The 16,002-nt window shown below is 71.6% G+C and carries 13 protein-coding genes; 3 read left to right on the top strand and 10 right to left on the bottom strand.

The features are described from left to right. Window positions 1-59 precede the first annotated feature (59 nt). The 3 genes from ACFYVJ_RS14425 (at window position 60) to ACFYVJ_RS14415 (ending at window position 6,002) form a co-directional block, all read left to right on the top strand. Window positions 60-2,564, top strand: a complete 2,505-nt coding sequence (locus ACFYVJ_RS14425) for a glycoside hydrolase N-terminal domain-containing protein (RefSeq protein WP_388890639.1) — start codon at window positions 60-62, stop codon at window positions 2,562-2,564. A gap of 470 nt (window positions 2,565-3,034) precedes the next feature. Next, complete coding sequence (locus tag ACFYVJ_RS14420; protein WP_388890636.1) at window positions 3,035-4,444, top strand: hypothetical protein; 1,410 nt, start codon at window positions 3,035-3,037, stop codon at window positions 4,442-4,444. Between the two features lie 244 nt (window positions 4,445-4,688). After that, complete coding sequence (locus tag ACFYVJ_RS14415) at window positions 4,689-6,002, top strand: phytase (RefSeq protein ID WP_388890633.1); 1,314 nt, start codon at window positions 4,689-4,691, stop codon at window positions 6,000-6,002. Between the two features lie 248 nt (window positions 6,003-6,250). Here ACFYVJ_RS14415 and ACFYVJ_RS14410 read toward each other — a convergent pair whose 3' ends face one another. The 10 genes from ACFYVJ_RS14410 to ACFYVJ_RS14365 form a co-directional block, all read right to left on the bottom strand. Beyond that, the gene (locus ACFYVJ_RS14410) at window positions 6,251-7,465 is read right to left on the bottom strand and encodes an FAD-dependent monooxygenase (RefSeq protein WP_388890630.1); all 1,215 of its coding nucleotides are present in this window, start codon (window positions 7,463-7,465) and stop codon (window positions 6,251-6,253) included. 151 nt (window positions 7,466-7,616) lie between these two features. Then, entirely contained in the window at window positions 7,617-8,621 is a 1,005-nt protein-coding gene (locus ACFYVJ_RS14405; protein WP_388890628.1) for a UbiA family prenyltransferase, read from the bottom strand. Window positions 8,622-8,804: 183 nt separating this feature from the next. Beyond that, window positions 8,805-10,427, bottom strand: a complete 1,623-nt coding sequence (locus tag ACFYVJ_RS14400) for a flavin-containing monooxygenase (RefSeq protein ID WP_388890625.1) — start codon at window positions 10,425-10,427, stop codon at window positions 8,805-8,807. 283 nt (window positions 10,428-10,710) lie between these two features. Then, window positions 10,711-11,880: a PhzF family phenazine biosynthesis protein gene (locus ACFYVJ_RS14395; RefSeq protein WP_388890622.1), complete on the bottom strand. Its 1,170-nt coding sequence runs from the start codon at window positions 11,878-11,880 to the stop codon at window positions 10,711-10,713. 575 nt (window positions 11,881-12,455) lie between these two features. Beyond that, window positions 12,456-12,971, bottom strand: a complete 516-nt coding sequence (locus ACFYVJ_RS14390; protein WP_388890619.1) for a hypothetical protein — start codon at window positions 12,969-12,971, stop codon at window positions 12,456-12,458. Between the two features lie 63 nt (window positions 12,972-13,034). Further along, window positions 13,035-13,211, bottom strand: coding sequence for a hypothetical protein (locus ACFYVJ_RS14385; RefSeq protein ID WP_388890615.1), 177 nt, complete (start codon window positions 13,209-13,211; stop codon window positions 13,035-13,037). Window positions 13,212-13,230: 19 nt separating this feature from the next. Further along, entirely contained in the window at window positions 13,231-14,151 is a 921-nt protein-coding gene (locus ACFYVJ_RS14380; protein ID WP_388890612.1) for a peptidoglycan-binding protein, read from the bottom strand. After that, window positions 14,151-14,657 carry a hypothetical protein gene (locus tag ACFYVJ_RS14375; RefSeq protein WP_388890609.1) on the bottom strand — a complete coding sequence of 169 codons (507 nt, stop codon included), beginning with the start codon at window positions 14,655-14,657 and terminating at the stop codon, window positions 14,151-14,153. The genes ACFYVJ_RS14380 and ACFYVJ_RS14375 overlap by 1 nt, the downstream gene beginning before the upstream one ends. A 2-nt stretch (window positions 14,658-14,659) precedes the next feature. Then, complete coding sequence (locus ACFYVJ_RS14370) at window positions 14,660-15,244, bottom strand: MauE/DoxX family redox-associated membrane protein (RefSeq protein WP_388890606.1); 585 nt, start codon at window positions 15,242-15,244, stop codon at window positions 14,660-14,662. Continuing rightward, on the bottom strand, window positions 15,241-15,945 hold the full coding sequence (locus ACFYVJ_RS14365) for a hypothetical protein (RefSeq protein ID WP_388890603.1): 705 nt from the start codon (window positions 15,943-15,945) through the stop codon (window positions 15,241-15,243). The genes ACFYVJ_RS14370 and ACFYVJ_RS14365 overlap by 4 nt, the downstream gene beginning before the upstream one ends. Window positions 15,946-16,002 lie beyond the last annotated feature (57 nt).

The raw sequence follows: 16,002 nt of genomic DNA, 5'->3' as shown, positions 1-16,002 counted from the left end.
CGTCCGCTGACTACACTCCCGAAACACCTCCGATGTATCCAGGTGTGGGGAGTAGCCAGATGGGCAGACGCACCGTGACCGGACTGAGCATGCTCGCGCTGTGCGCGGCACTCACCGTCCCCTCAGCCGCAGTCGATCCCTCACCGTTAGCCGGTGCCCCGGCCGCGCACACCGAGGCGCGCGGGTCCGACCCCGGGTCCGTTCTCTGGTACGACGAGCCCGCGCCGGATTCGCACGACGGCTGGGAGCAGCGGTCGTTGCCGATCGGCAACGGCGCCATGGGCGCGGCGGTGTTCGGCGGCGTCGAGGCCGAGCGCCTCCAGTTCAACGAGAAGACCCTGTGGACCGGCGGCCCTGGCGTCTCCGGCTACAACTTCGGCAACTGGGACGAGCCCCGGCCCGGCGCGCTGGAAGAGGTCAGGCAGCGGATCCGGGACGAGGGCCAGGTGTCCCCGGAGTACGTGCGCGACAAGCTCGGCCACGTGTCCGACTCGCCCCGGCACCGCCGCTTCGGGGCGTACCAGAGCTTCGGCGACCTGCGGCTCGACTTCCCCGAACAGACGGCGCCCGTCACCGACTACCGCCGGGAGCTGGACATCGGCCGGGGCGTCGCCGGGGTCTCCTACCGGTCGGGCGACGTGAGGTACACCCGCGAGTACTTCGCCACCGCGGCGGACGGCGTCATCGTCGCCCGCATCAGCGCCGACCGGCCGGGGCAGGTGGACCTCACCTCCCGGATCGGCGTCCCGGCCAACCGCACGAGCGCGGCCGGGGCCCACGACGGGCGGATCACGGTCAGCGGCGCCCTCGACAGCAACGGCCTGGCGTACGAGGCCCAGCTCCAGGTGCTCAACGAGGGCGGCTCGCGCACCGACGGGGCGGACGGCACGGTGAGCGTGCGGGACGCCGACGAGGTGACGCTCGTCCTGGCGGCCGGGACCGACTACGCCGCCGACTACCCCCGCTACCGCGGCGAGGACCCGCACGCCCGGGTGACCGCGCTGGCCGACGGCGCGGCGGCCAAGGGCTTCGGACCGCTGCTGCGCGATCACGAGGCCGACCACGCCGAGCTGTTCGACCGGGTCGCGCTCGACCTCGGCGGCGAGATGCCCGACGTGCCGACCGACGAGCTGCTGAGCCGGTACGGCGAGGGGCCCGAGACTGCCGACCGCGCGCTGGAGGAGCTGTTCTTCCGGTACGGCCGCTATCTGCTGGCCGCCTCCTCCCGCGCGGGCTCGCTGCCGGCGAACCTCCAGGGGGTGTGGAACGACATGGAGGCACCGCCCTGGCAGGCGGACTACCACCTCAACATCAACCTGCAGATGAACTACTGGCCGGCCGACGTCGCCAACCTGGCCGAGACGGCGGAGCCGTTGTCCACGTACGTCGACGGCCTGCGGGAGCCCGGACGGGTGACGGCGAAGCAGATGTTCGGGGTCGGGCAGGGGTGGGTCGCCCACCACGCCTCCAACATCTACGGGCAGACCGGCGCCTGGGACCACCCGGCGTACTTCTTCCCCGAGTCCGGCGCCTGGCTCGCCGACCAGCTCTACGACCGCTACCGCTTCACCCTCGACGAGGACTACCTCGCCGAGGTCGCCTACCCGGTGATGAAGGAGGCGGCGCAGTTCTGGATCGGCAACCTGCGCACCGACCCGTCCGACGGCACCCTGGTCGCCACCCCCAGCCGCTCCCCGGAGATCGGTCCCGCGACCGCCGGCACGTCGATGTCCCAGCAGATCCTCTGGCACCTCTTCACGGACACCGCGGAAGCCGCCGCCAAGACCGGCGACAGGGCATTCGCCAAGCGGGCAAAAGCCGTCCTGGACAAGCTGGACCCGGGTCTGCGGATCGGATCCTGGGGGCAGTTGCAGGAGTGGAAGGCCGATCTGGACGACCCGGACGAGCACCACCGGCACGTCTCGCACCTCTTCTCCGTCCACCCCGGCCGGCAGATCTCTCCGGTCACCACGCCGAAGCTCGCCGAAGCCGCCGAGGTCTCGCTGAACGCCCGCGGAGACGACGGCACGGGGTGGAGCAAGGCGTGGAAGATCAACTTCTGGGCGCGGCTGCTCGACGGCGACCGCGCGCACAAGCTGCTCACCCAGCAGCTCGCGCAGAGCACTCTCCCCAACCTCTGGGATACACATCCGCCGTACCAGATCGACGGGAACTTCGGCGCCACCGCCGGGGTCGCCGAGATGCTGCTCCAGAGCCACCTCGGGACGATCGACGTCCTGCCCGCGCTGCCGAGTGCCTGGGCGGACGGGAGCGTCGACGGGCTGAAGGCCCGGGGTGCGTTCACCGTGGGTACGACGTGGCGGGCGGGCAGCCCCACGGAGATCCGGCTCGCCTCGGCCGAGGGCGGGAAAGCGGTGCTGCGGCATGACGCGTTCCGCGGAAAGGTCCGGGTCTACCGCGACAACGGCAGGCCCGCCGGCTTCTCCACCGACGGCGACACCCTCAGGCTGCAGACGAGGGCGGGGGCGACGTACCGCATCGTCCCGCAGGCCGAGGCGAGGCCCGACGGCACCGACGAGGCGCAGCGCCGCGGTGCCCCGTAACACCCCTGCCCCCGGCAAGCAGGCGACGCGGTAGCCGGGGGAGTGCCGCGGGACCTGCACCCGGCCCGACACCGGCCACCGCCGCCCGCTCCCGGCGGGCGGCGGTGGCCGGCCGTCTTCCTGTACGGGTTTCCCACGGCGGTGTTCCGCCGCAAAGTGGGCATGGTGAATGGGCGCATCCGTAGCCCGATCCCATTCCTGAGGCGACACGTATGCCGATTGCCCGATAAGGCGCGCTAGTTCAGACATGGTTGCCGTGCCCGACCCGGGACGATTCGGTTTGCTCACGGTGAACGCATTCTCACCTGGCGTGATCAAGTCCCGGATGCACCACCGCCGATGCGTTTCCACACGCAAGAAATTGCGCGGGAAGTTTGGAGAAGTTGTCAACCCAGGGCTTTGCGCTCATTCGACGATTTGCTCAAGGGCCTCGCCAGGAGGCCGAAGCCTTCGAAGGGCAGGGCAGAGCCATGAGCGCAGTCAAGGTCAAGGTCAAGGTCCGGGCCGGAGCGGGCAGTTCCACGGATGACGGCCCGGAGGCCAGGGCGGTCCACAGGCGGTCGGCGGTGCCCTTGCTGCTGCAAGCGCTGCTGGTGCCGACCGCCGCGGCCCGTGACCGGCCGGCCGTCGCCGAGCCGGAGCCTGACGCGCCGCCGGGCGAGCCTGCGGCGCCGCCCGGCGAGTCCGCCCCGCTGCCCGGCGAGTCCGCGGCGACGCTCGCCGAACGCAGGGCGCTCGCCCACAGCTATGCCCTCTGCTACGCCCGGGCCGACAAGCAGGAGAAGACCCTCATCCTCGACAAGGTGTGTGCGGCGACCGGCTGGCACCGCAGCCATGCCCGCAACGCACTTCTGAACGCCGCACGTCCCAGGCTGGGCACGGGGACCCCGCAGCGCCGGAAGTACGACGCGGAGGTCGTCGCCGCGCTGACGCTGTGCTGGACCATCCTCGACCGGCCTGCGGGCAAGCGGCTGGCGCCGATGCTTCCCGAGCTGGTGCCGGTGCTGCGCCGCCACCGCGAGCTGGCCATCGACGACGAGTCCGCCGAGCTGCTGATGTCCATGTCGGCGGCGACGATCTCCCGCCGTCTCGCCCCGCACCGGCAGTCCTCCGGGACCGCCCCGCGGCTGCGGCCCGGCTCCCGGCTGCGCGGTGAACTGCCGCTCGTCACCTGGACGGAGTGGGACCACGGCCACCCCGGCTTCTTCGAGATCGCGGTCGTACGCCACGACGGCGGTACGCCGAGCGGCAGTTGCCTGCTGACCGTGGCCGCCACCGACATCGCCACCGGCTGGACCGAGATCCGGACGGTCCGCGGTACCGGCCAGATACCCCTCGCCCTCGACGGGGTCGCCAGGAACCTGCCCTTCCCGGTGCTCGGGCTCGACTGCGGGAGCCACGGTGCCGAGATCGACGAGGCCCTGCTCCGCTGGTGCCGGCAGCGGCGGGTGACGTTCACCCACGCCCGCCCGGTCGGCCGGGGCAGCAACCACGTCGGCCAGCAGAGCTGGCGGATGCTGCACGAACTCGCGGGGGACTACCTCTACGTCTCCCCGGGTGAACAGGCACTGCTCAACGAGATCTGGGCCGCGCTCTCCCGGCTGACGAACTACTTCTACCCGCAGCAGCGCTCGCTCTCCGCCGGCGGCCAGGGCGGCGGCCGCAAGGAGTTCGAGACGGCGACCCCGTACCGCCGCACCGAGCGCCACCGCTGCGTGACCCGGGAGGACCAGGCGATCCTCGCCGACGTCTATCCGTCCCTCAACCCGGCCGCACTGCACCGGGACGTCGAGCGCCTGGTGAGCAGGCTGCATCTCATCGCCCAGAGCCGGGCGGCGCTGAGACGCTGCCGCACCTTCGACCCGGGCTTCGCCTTATAAGCCATCTCGGCGATGGCGGTGAAGGGTGGGAAGCGTTCGGGCTCGCGTTCGCGGGCGGCGGTGGCGATGTCGGCATCCTGAGAGCCAGGACATTCCCCGTTCTACGACCCGGTGGTGTCTGGTCGGCGAGAGGAGTCCGGGGCCTCAGTGTTCACGATGTCCTCACGGTGTGGCCATGTGTCTGCATGCACTTGTCGCTTGTCGTCTACAGCATGCTCGATAACCATCCCCCGGAAAGGCATCCATGTCTCTCGCACACAAGGCATTCCGCAGGCGCTGCCTGACGCTGTCGGCAGCCGCGGTCGTGACGGCCGTCGTGGCGGTGCCCGCTCATGCGAAGCCCGCGGTCGCCGAGGTCGGCGCCAAGGCCGAAACGCCCACCCTGTTCGATGACGCGGCGGGCGGCGAGGCCACCGCGGACGACCCGGCGATCTGGCGCAACCCCGACGACCCGGCAAAGAGTCTGGTGCTCGGCACCGCGAAGGTCGGCGGCCTGCGGGTGTACGACTTCTCGGCGCGCGAGGTCCAGTCGCTGCCCGCTCCGAAGGCGCCCAGCGCCGAGGACGAGCCGGGCCGCATCAACAACGTGGACGTCATCGACGGCGCCGACCTCGCCGTCGCCACCGACCGGGGCCGGGACAAGCTGGTCATCTACAGCATTGACCACGACCGCGCGGAGGGCCCCGTCAAGGACGTCACCGCCGACCAGGCCGCCCCGTACGTTTTCTCGGCCGACCAGGACGAGGTGAACGAGCAGGCCACCGCCTACGGACTGGCCTCCTGGAAGGACTCCAGGACCGGCCGGATCTACGCCGCCGTCACCCAGGAGCTGACCAACCAGGTAGCGCTGCTGGAGCTGACGAAGGAAGCGGGCGGCACCTACGGCTACCGCAAGATCCGCACCATCGGCTTCCCCACCAGCTTCAAGTTGCCTGACGGCAAGACCTGGACCCCGTGCGAGGAGCCGGGCGAGCAGCCCTACCTTGAAGGAATGCGCGTCGACTCCGCGAACGGCATGCTCTACGCGGGCCAGGAAGACGTGGGTGTCTGGCGCATGCGCGCCGATCTCACCGGCGAGCCCACGTTGATCGACAAGGTCAGGGACTACGGGGTCCCCTCCACCTGGGATCCCGACACCGAAGAGTGTGTCCCCGGCGAGGACCCCGGCTTCGGCGGGGACCACCTCACCGCGGACGTCGAGGGAATCACGCTGATCGGCCGGCCGGGTGGCCGTGGCTATGTCGTCGTCTCCAGCCAGGGCGACAGCACCTTCGCGCTGTACGACCGCGATCCGGCCAGGGACAACGCGTACGTCAAGAGCTTCCGGGTCGTCGCGGGCCAGGGCGAGGGCGCGATCGACGGCGCCGAGGGCACCGACAGCCTGGAGATCGTCAACCAGTCGTTCGGTTCGGCGTACCCGCACGGGCTCGCCGTGATCCAGGACGAGACGGACACCCCCACGGTGACCGGCGACGACGGTGAACCCCGCGAGGGCACCAACTACAAGTACGTAGACCTCCGGGATATCGCCACCGCCACCGGGCTCAAGTTCCGCTGACGCCGGGCGAAGCGACGGGCGCCGCCCCGCGGTCCGCAGCCTCGGACCGAGGGGCGCCCGTGGTCGCCGGACGACGATCGTGCCGTCCACCTCGGAAGCCCTTTCGCTGGTGTGATCTTGCGGCGGTCTTGAACGGTGACCACCTCGCTGTGACGGAACGGCGAACGGCTCGCCCCCCGCGGCGATGCCGTGGGGACGAGCCGTTCCGTCGAGCCGGCGGGGGCCGCAGGCGCCCGCCGCGTACGCGGTCAGTGCCGGGTGGCCGACGCGCGGTCGACGACATCCTGGTAGTCGGTCGTGATGGTCTCCAGACCCGCGGCCATCTCGTCGACGGAGCTTTCCGCCAGGGTGCGTTCGGAGTGGTCCATGCTGCGGTTGGCCTCGACGATCGCGTTGGCGGCCGGGAGCCGGACGCTCTCGTAGCGCTTGAGCGCGCCCGGCACGTCGTCGCCTGCGTCGGCGAGTTCGGCCGCCAGGGCGACGCCGTCGAGGATCGCCTGGGTGCCGCCGTTGGCCCCGATCGGGTACATCGGGTGGGCGGCGTCGCCGAGGAGGGTGACCCGGTTCTCGCCCCAGGAGGGCAGCGGGTCGCGGTCGGCCATCACGTGGTGCATGAGCTGCCCGCTCGACTCCAGCGCCGCGCGGACGTCGAGCCAGCCGAAGTCCCACTCGGCGAAGTGCGGCAGCAGGTCCTCGAACGAGCCCGGGCCGAGCTGCACTTCGCCCTGCCAGTCCGGGTCCGCGGCCAGGCACACCCAGTTCAGGAGCACCTTGCCGCGCTCGGCGTGCGGCCGCGAGCACGGGTACGCGACCATCCGGTTGGACCGGTCGTCGGAGGCGATGATCATCGTCCGGCCGTCGATGAACTCGGGTATCTCGGTCAGGCCGCGCCACATCCGTACGGCGGTCCGGCGCAGCGGGGACCCGCCGGGGTGCAGTTGCGCGCGGATGACCGAGTGCATGCCGTCCCCGGCGATCAGTACGTCGGCGTCGAGAGTGGACTCGCCCCCGGAGCGCGAACCGACGTGGACGCGTACGCCGTCCGCGTCCTGCTCGAAGCCCCGCACCCGGGTCGCCGTACGGATGGCGTCGACTCCGAGACGCGAGTGCACCGCGTCGAGCAGCATCATCTGCAACTCGCCGCGGTGGATCGAGTACTGCGGAAAGTCGTTGCCCGCGGCGATGCCGCGTGCCTCGGTCCACACGGTCGTGCCCTTGTGGTCGAGGTAGCGGTGCTCGCGGGTGGCGATGCCCGTGGCCGCCAGCTTCTCGCCCAGCCCGAGGGCGGTCAGTTCGCCGATCGCCGCGGGCTGGATGTTGATGCCGACGCCGAGCGGCCGGATCTCCCCGGCCTCCTCCACCAGGGTGACGCGCAGGCCGCGGGCGTGCAGAGCCAGCGCGGCGGCCAGTCCTCCGATCCCGGCCCCGGCGATGACGATGCCCGGAGAATCTGTACCGGTCATGACGGCTGCCACCTTTCTCTACGGATGAGCGTCTGTGCGTGGGTTTCTGTGGGGGAGGTCGGGGAGCGGTGAGGACCGGGACGGTGGCCTGGACGTCCGCAGGGCTGCGCCACTGCGGGTAGCTCACGACATGTGGGGGGTTGCCGGGTGGTCACCGCCCGATGAGGACGAAGACCGCCAGGAGCACCGTGACCCAGCCCATCAGCGCGGCGTGGTAGGGACCGATGAGCGACTTCTTGTGCAGCGCCTCGATCGCCGCCTCGTGCGTGTTGTCGCTGACGTCCCGGATGACGGTGTACAGGAGCCGCTGGCTCACCAGCCACGCGGCGATCCACGGCACGAACGCCCAGGTGAACCCGAAGGTCACCCACACCGAGCCGATGAGCAGCGGGGAGCCCACGAGCAGCATCGAGGACTGGATGTACATCGTCTTGGTGAGTCCCCAGGCGACGGTGTAGGTCCTGATCCCGAACTTCTCGTCCTCGATGTAGTCCTCGGCGTGGCTGGTGACGAAGAGGGACACCAGGAGCAGCGCGAAACCGGCCAGGGCCACGACGCTGCCCCATTCCACGGCGTACTCGGAGGAGCGCAGGACGAACAGGCCCGGCAGGAAGACGAGGCTGAGCTGCAGGGTGGGGAGCTGCCAGGCGCCGGCGCCCTTCAGCTTCAGCGGGGGAACCGAGTACTGGAAGCCGAGGAGCCCGACGAAGACGGCCAGCGGCAGCAGGTCCCAGTGCCCTGTCCTGACGGCGAGGAAGACCGCAAGCGCGCAGTTGATCGCCGTCGATACGCCGATGTGGGCGACGACCCGCGAGACCCCCAGCCCGTAGATCGCCTCGGACTGCCGGGACTTGTACAGCGCGTCCTGCTCGCGGTCCGCCAGGGCATTGGTCATGTTCCCGATCTGCATGCCGGAGACCGAGAAGAGCACGCCCAGCAGCGTGTTGAGCGAGTAGACGTCCGACCACTGGTGTGCGCCCAGCAGGGCCGGGGCGAAGGAGACGGTGAGGATGACCGGCAGGAACTCGAATCGCCGGATGACACATGCGTACCGCACGCGAGTGGCCAGCGGCAGGCGTTGGCCGGATGCGCCGTCGGAGTCGGTGAGCAGGGCGTCGAGTTGTGCCCTCAGCGGAGGAGCGTCGGCTTTCGGCATGGTCTGTTTCTCTCGTTCTCGGAGTGGGTCTTGCGGGTGTGTGCGGTGGGCGTGACCGGGGGGTGGGGCCGGGTGGGGCGCTCCGGCGAGCGGAGCGCCCGTTGACTCGCGTACGCCGCGCGGAGGCGGGTCAGCGCCGGGCGCCCACCCCGGAACCCGGTCGGCTGACGGGCGGCCCGCCCGTCAGGGCGCGGTCAGCGAGACTTCGCCGTCGAGCGTGAAGCCCTCGTAGTCCGCGGCGACGATCTCTCCCAGCTTCTCCCGGTACGCGGCGATGCCGCCGAAGTAGAAGAGCGTGCGCCGCTTCTTTCCGGGGATGTTGGAGCCGAAGATCCAGGAATCCGTCTGTGCGAACAGGCTGTGCTCCGCCATCTCCCGGCACATGGCGGTCCACTCCTTCTCCGCGGCGGCGGTGGCCTCGACCGTGCCGGCCCCGCGCCCCCGGGCGGCGTCGATGGTCTCCGCGATCCACTCGACCTGGGTCTGGAGGGCGGGCGGCAGGTTGGAGAAGACGCTGTTGGGGCCGAAGACCGTGAAGAGGTTGGGGAATCCGTTCACGGCCATGCCGAGGTAGCTGCTCGGCTCCTCGCCCCAGTACTCCTTGAGCGAGACGCCGTTGCGGCCCCGGATGTCGATCCGGTTGTAACTGCCCTGCATGGCCTCGTAACCCGTCGCGAAGACCAGCACGTCCAGCTCGTGCTCGGTGCCGTCCTCGGTCACCACGCCGGCCGGGGTGATGCGGACGATCGGGTTCTCCTTGGTGGAGACCAGCGTGACGTTGTCGCGGTTGTAGGTCTCGTAGTAGTCGGTGTTGCAGATCGGCCGCTTCGCGTAGAAGTCGGTCGGCATGAGCTTGCGCGCGGTCTCCGGGTCCCGCACGATCTCCTTGATCTTCGACCTGATGAACGAGGCCGCGGCGTCGTTGGACTCCGGGTTGAACGCGATGTCGGCGAAGGTGCCGAACATGAAATAGAACCCGTTGCCCGCATCCCAGCTCTCCTGGAACCTGCGCTCGCGCTCCTCGGCGGAGACGCTCATCGCGGAGATCTGGCTCTCCTGGAAACCGCAGGCGACACGGGAGTTGAAAGCCTTCTTCCAGAACTCCGCGTGGTTCTCCCGGTAGTCCTCGATGAACTCGTCGCTGAGCGGCCCGTCGGCGGCCGGGACGACGTACTGCGCGGAGCGCTGGAAGACCGTGAGGTGTTCGGCGATCTTGGCGGCGGCGCCGATGAACTGGGTTCCGGTCGAGCCGGTGCCGATGACGCCGACCTTCTTGCCGGTGATGTCCAGGTCCTCCGGCCAGGCGCCGGTGTGCACCTGGGTGCCCGTGAAGCGGTCCCGGCCCTCGATGTCGGGGAAGGCCGCGGTCGACAGCGGGCCGAGGGCGCCGACGACGTAGCGGGCGGTGAACTCCTCGCCGCCGTCGGTCCGTACGGTCCACAGCCCGGAGGTCTCGTCGTAGGCCAGCGACTGGACGGTGGTGTCGAGCTGGATGTCCCCGCGCAGGTCGTACCGGTCGACCACGTGCTCCAGATAGGCCAGGATCTCCGGCTGGGGCGCGTAGCGGGTCTTCCAGTTCCACTCCCGCAGCAGGTCGGAGTCGAAGGAATAGCGGTACGCGATGCTGTCGACGTCGGCGGCCGCGCCCGGATAGCGGTTCCAGTGCCAGGTGCCCCCGATACCGCTGCCCCGCTCGAAGGCCCGCACCTTCAGGCCGAGCGTGTTGCGGAGTTTGTGCAGCATGTAGATACCGGCGAATCCGGCGCCTATGACGATCGAGTCGAGGTGGGTCGGTTTCCTGGGCATGTTGGCCTTTCGGCTCGTGCTGGACAACGGGGACAAGGAGACAGGGGAACGGCGTGATTCACGGGTGGAGCTGGAAGGACTGCCGGCCGGCGGCGGTCGTCCCGTACCGCGCCCGGCGGTGTGGTCCCGTCCCGGCGGCGGACCGTGATGCGGCGGTCTCCGGTGTGCACCGGTGTCCGGCGAATCGCCGAGGGCGGGGTAAGGGAGCGCGCTCCGCCGGGACGCCGGGGTCGGGACCGGCCGGTCCTGGCAGGCTTTCGCGGATGCTGCTCATGGTGCTCCCTCAGACGTGGATGGTGCCTTCGGCGGCGACCGTGGCGTGCCCGCTCACCCGCACGCGGTCGATCTCGCCGCTGCCCGCGACGGTGGCCTCGGCGTACATGACCGAGTGGCGGCCGCCGGGCCTGCTGCCTTCGTGGATCTCCACCGTCTTCCCGTACGCCACGAGGCCGTAGCGCGCGAGGTGGACGGCGAGCGCGCCGGCGGCGGAACCCGTGGCCGTGTCCTCGGCGGCGCCGTGGGCGGGCGAGAACATCCGCGTGTGCCACCGCTCGCCCTCGGGGGCGAAGCACGTGGCGGCCACGCCGGGGAAGGCGGCGAGCGCCGGGTGGCTGGGGCGGAGCCCGGCCAGCGCCGCCGCGTCGGGCAGCCCGACGAACACGTGCCGGCCACCGCCGCGGTAGAGGTCCACCGGGAGGGTGGAGGCGGTGCCGCCGAGCGCCTTGAGCAGCGCCTCGGCGTGCTCGTACGGCTCCCAGACCGGGATCGGCTGCTCCATGGAGACGTACGCGACGCCCCCGCCGGACTGGGCCGCGGGGGTGCGGTCGACGGTGCACGGCACGACACCCGTCTGCGTCTGGCAGCGCAGCCGGTCCGTACGCAGGTCGAGCGCGAGGGCGGCTGCCGTGGCGAGCAGCGGGTGCCCGGCGAAGGGGATCTCGTCGGCGGGCGTGAAGATCCGTACCCGGACGTCCGCGTCCGGGGCGCTCGGCGGGAGCAGGAACACCACTGCGGACAGGTTCATCGCCTGGGCGATGCGCCGCATCTGCTCGTCCGTCAGGTCCGCGGCGTCGAAGAACACGGCGACCGGATTGCCGGAGAGCGGCCGGGTGGTGAAGGCGCCGACGACGACGTACCGGTGCGAGGAGTCACGGATACGGACGGGGCCCGCGCCCCGGGCCGTGGCCTGGACCTCGAAGCGGTCCCGGTGGGTGATCGGGGAGCCGACCAGGGAGGCGGCCAGGTTCTCGGGGAGCGAGGCGGGCTGCTCACCGTCCCACACCATGACCGCACCCCAGCGCTGGCCGTCCGGGTCGGCGATCCAGAACTTCTCCCGCAGCCCCTCGACGGCCTGCCAGTTGTGGACGACGCCGTCCTCGTTCAGATGCCGCCTGAGGCTTTCGACCGTGGCCGGGGAACCCTCGAGGTCCCACCACGCGATCTCCATCTTCATCGTGTCAGAACCCCTTCGCACGCGTCGGAGAGGGATGCGCGGCCCGAGACGATGTGCCCTGCCGGAGTGCGAGTACCTCTGCGGGGGGCTGTCAGGGAATGGGTGACCGAGGGGACATTGCGGACCCGGGCGGGTTGGCGGGGGTTATCCCATTTCGGCTGCCGGGCCGCCGGAAGCCGCAGGTCCGGAAAGCCTGAATCGTTCACGTAAAATCTCCCCCGTGGATTTACGAATGATGGACCGCTCAACTACCGGCCCGGCTCATGCCTCCCCACGGGTGTTCCTGTACCGCGTTGCGCTCATATCCGTTACCCCGACAGCTCTTGGAACAAGTTGCAATGTACGCACGTTCAGCCACGGATGGGTTGGGTGAGGTGCCGAGAATTTACCGACGGGGCCCGGCGGTTGCAAACGTCTGTTGCCTCATGAAGATCCGCGCGTTGCCGTCGCGGCGGAGTCTTCCGGATGGAATGATTCCGATTCTCGTCACGGGCTGCGACGGTGCAATTGCGCGCGGTGCAAGTGCGGTTGCGACTCGTCTCGGAGAATAAGCGAACGGCACAATGCGGCCGTGCCTATCCGCGCAGGGCCAGCACCGCCCAGGCCGCCGTCGCGACCGTCGCGGCACCGGGTTTGAGGAGGGAGAGGCGGGTCAGCAGCCGGTCGTCCCACTCCTCGCCGGTGCCGGAGGCGAACCGCAGCGTGGGGGTGGCCGCGCGGCCGAGCGCGAAGCCCAGGCCGGCCGCCAGCGCCACGCCCGCGTCGTTGGCCAGCAGCACTCCCAGCACGAGGGCGTACGGCAGGCTCGCCGACACGTAGGTCCGTACCCCGGTGCCCATCTCGAACCCGAACTGCAGTGCGCCGCGCGCCAGATGGCGTTGCAGCACGTCCTGCGGCACCTGCCGCGCGTTCTGCGGCAGCCGCAGGCGCAGCACCCCGGCGTCGCGTGCGACGGCGAGCAGCCCGAGGGCGGCCGTCGCCCCCGCGCGCCAGTCCGCCGGGAGAGGCGCGACCAGCCCGGAGGCAAGCCACAGCACGGTGGCGGAGAGCAGGGCGCCGAGCAGCAGCCCGGTGGAGAAGACCCCCAGCACGGTGGTCTGTCGGTGAACGGCCCGCCAACCTGGCGAGGCAAGCGCATGCGCGCTGTTCCGCGTTCAAACGGAGCCGGAGAGCGAGTAGCCGGCCAGGCCGCCGAGGATCGTCCAGGTGAGGAGGGGGGCGTACCAGCAGGCCGCCGCCGCACCGCCGCTGAGCACGAGCATCGGCACCGCCGGGTCGGTCAGCCGGCCGCGCCACGCCGGTCCGGCCGGTCCCGCGCCGACCCGTCCCACGTCACGCCCCCGGCCCAAGTCACGCCCCGCCGACGAGGGTGCGCCAGGTCTGCTGGCCGACGATCCCGTCGGCGGTCAGCCCGGCGCCGCGCTGGAACTCCCGGGTCGCGGTCGCCGTGAGCGCGCCGAACTTGCCGTCGACCGTCAGCGGATAGCCGTGCTTCACGAGCTGGCGCTGGGCGGCGCTGACGGCGGCGCCGGAGTCGCCCTGCCGGACGGTGACCACCAGGTGGGTCCAGGTGGTCGCGGTGACCGTGCCGGTCGCCCGCAGCCCCTTGGCCTCCTGGAAGCCGGAGACCGCGGTCGCGGTGTCGGGCCCGAAGATCCCGTCCGGCTCGGTGGCGAACTGGTGGAAGCCCAGGAGGTGCTGGGCCGTGTACACGTCCGGGCCGCGCGAACCGTCCCGCAGCGTGGGCCAGGCGAGGGCGCCCTCGCAGCCGCAGTCGGTGGTCCAGCGGCAGATGGAGCGCACCCAGCCGGAGCCGGAGTTGAAGTAGCCGTCGTGGCAGCGCCGTTCGATGCCGCAGCCGCAGGCGCCGCACGCGCCGCTGAACGCCCACAGCCAGCCGTCGTACGAGCCGGAGTAGCACTGGTTCGGCCGCAGGGTCCAGGTCACGCCGTCGTTGCGGTGGAAGCCCTCGTGCGGGCCGCTCGTCTCACAGGCCGCGGCGTGCACGGTGCTCGGGCCGCAGCCGGGGGAGCAGTCGTGCGTGGAGGCGTAGGAGGGGCACGCGCCCTCCCAGATGTCGTACCCGTCCGCGTACGCCTCCCTGGCCGCCCCGAAGACGCCGAGGGCGGCGAAGCCCACGACCGTCGCCGATTGGAGCACGGTGCGCCGCCGGGGTGCCAGGCTCGGCAGCGAGGCGGTGCTACGGCGCCGGGTGGGCCGGTCGGCGGCGCCGGAGCGGCGCAGTTGGGGAACCTCGTCGAGGGTGGTCATCACGCGCTCCTCGGCTGACTGGTGTGGTGGGGGGCTGCGGCGACCAGGTCGCCCAGCGCGTCGGCGGAGCCGAGCGGCTCGCTGCGCACGACGCGCCCGGAGGTGCCGACGAGCACGGCGAAGGGGGTCGCGATCGCGTCGTAGGCGGTGAAGAGGTCGGGCCGGTTCCCGGTGACCGGCACGCCGGCCGCCGCGGTGGAAGGTGCGTCGCCGGCGTAGACGGCGCGCACCGCCGCCGGCCCGTCGAGGCGGCCGGCCGCCGCCAGCACCTCGGCGCAGGTGCGGCAGTCGGCGCTGAGGAAGAGCAGCAGCGTCTCGCGGTCCGCGGCCAGCAGCTCGTCCGCGTGCGGCGCGGCGCTGCCCGGCGTGACGCCCAGCCGCCCGGGGGAGCGGACCACCGCGCCCCGGGAGAGCTGGTGGACCTGCCGTACCAGCCCGGACACCACGAGGGCGAGCAGGGCGATGGCGGCCCAGGACAGGATCAGGGCGCTGGTGGTGAAGTCCACGGTCAGTGGCCTCCTTCGACGGCGGGGGCGGTGCCGCTGCGGGCCGGTGTACGCGCGGTCGCGTCGGGTCGGTCCATGGCGGCCGGCAGCACCCAGAGCAGGGCCGCCAGGGTGACGGACGCGAGCGCCGCCGTGGTCCACTCGGCCGCGCCCCCGGGCGGGTCCCCGGTCCCGGCGGCCAGCGCGGCACCGGCGGCGGCCAGTCCCGCGAACGCCCAGGCCCGGCCGGCGACCCAGGAACTCAAGGGGACGTCCGAGCGGGAGCAGCCGCAGGGGCCGCCGCGCCCGGCCGCCAGGGCGTACCCGGTGTAGAGGGCGTAGCAGGCGAAGACCGGCGCGGCGGCGCCGAGCACGGCGGTGAGCGCGGCGCGGTGGCCGGCGAGCAGGGCGGTGACGCCGGCGACGGCGAGCAGGCTCTCGGCCGCCGTCGCCGCCCGCGCGGCCGGCACCACGGCGCGCCGCGGCAGCAGCCGGTGGGCGGTCAGCGCGCCGGGCAGCGCGGCCGGCCGGCTCAGGTGCGCGGCGGCGCCGGCGAGCAGGGCCAGCAGCACCACGCCCGTCGCCGTGGCGGCGATCAGGGACGTCACCCCACGGCCCGCAGATCGAGCGCTTCGACCAGGGTGGGAACGCGGTCGGCGGTGGTGTCGGCCAGCGGCACGATGGTCGCCCACACCTCCTCGCCGGAGAGGACGAAGAACGGGCGCCCGTCGGAGAGCGAGTCGCGGAACAGCTCGCCCGAGGTCACCGACGCGCCTTGCCAGGGCGGGAGTTGCACGGTGTGCTCGCGGGTGGGCCGGCTCATCTCGACCAGGCCGAGCGTCGGCACCTCCTTGAGCACCGTGGCCGGCCGGGCCAGGCGGGTGCCGGCGGAGGCGTCCGGGGTGAGCGTGATGCCGTCGGAGTGCTCGGCGATGCCGAGGGTGCGCAGGAGCAGCAGCACGTCGCTGAGCGCGGCCCGGTAGAGCCGGGTGATCAGGCTGAACCGCCGGCCCTGCCAGACCACCAGCGTCGGGTTCTCCACCTGCTGCGACTGCGCGTCGTACTCGCTGGTGGTGGCGGTACGCAGCGTGCCGCCCTGGAAGGAGAGCTCGCTGTCGAACTCGGTGATCCCCAGCGACGCGGCCACCGCCTCGGCCAAGTCGGCGGGGCCTGCGGTGAGTTCGTGGAGGCGGCCGTCGGCGATCACCTCGACCACCGAGGTCGCGGGCCGCGTCAGGTCGAGGTCGGCGGCGAGGCGGTACGCGGTACCGTCCAACGCGCGGTGCTCGACGGCAGTGGATGACGCCACGTGGTCCTCCCGTAGAACGGTGTCCCGAACCTGCTGCGCTGACCGGTGGTCGACTCT

Source organism: Streptomyces sp. NPDC004134, from assembly GCF_042874195.1.
Classification (GTDB): Bacteria; Actinomycetota; Actinomycetes; order Streptomycetales; family Streptomycetaceae; genus Streptomyces.
The sequence above is the reverse complement of the archived record's forward strand: the minus strand, read 5'-3'. Positions and strand labels throughout refer to the sequence as shown.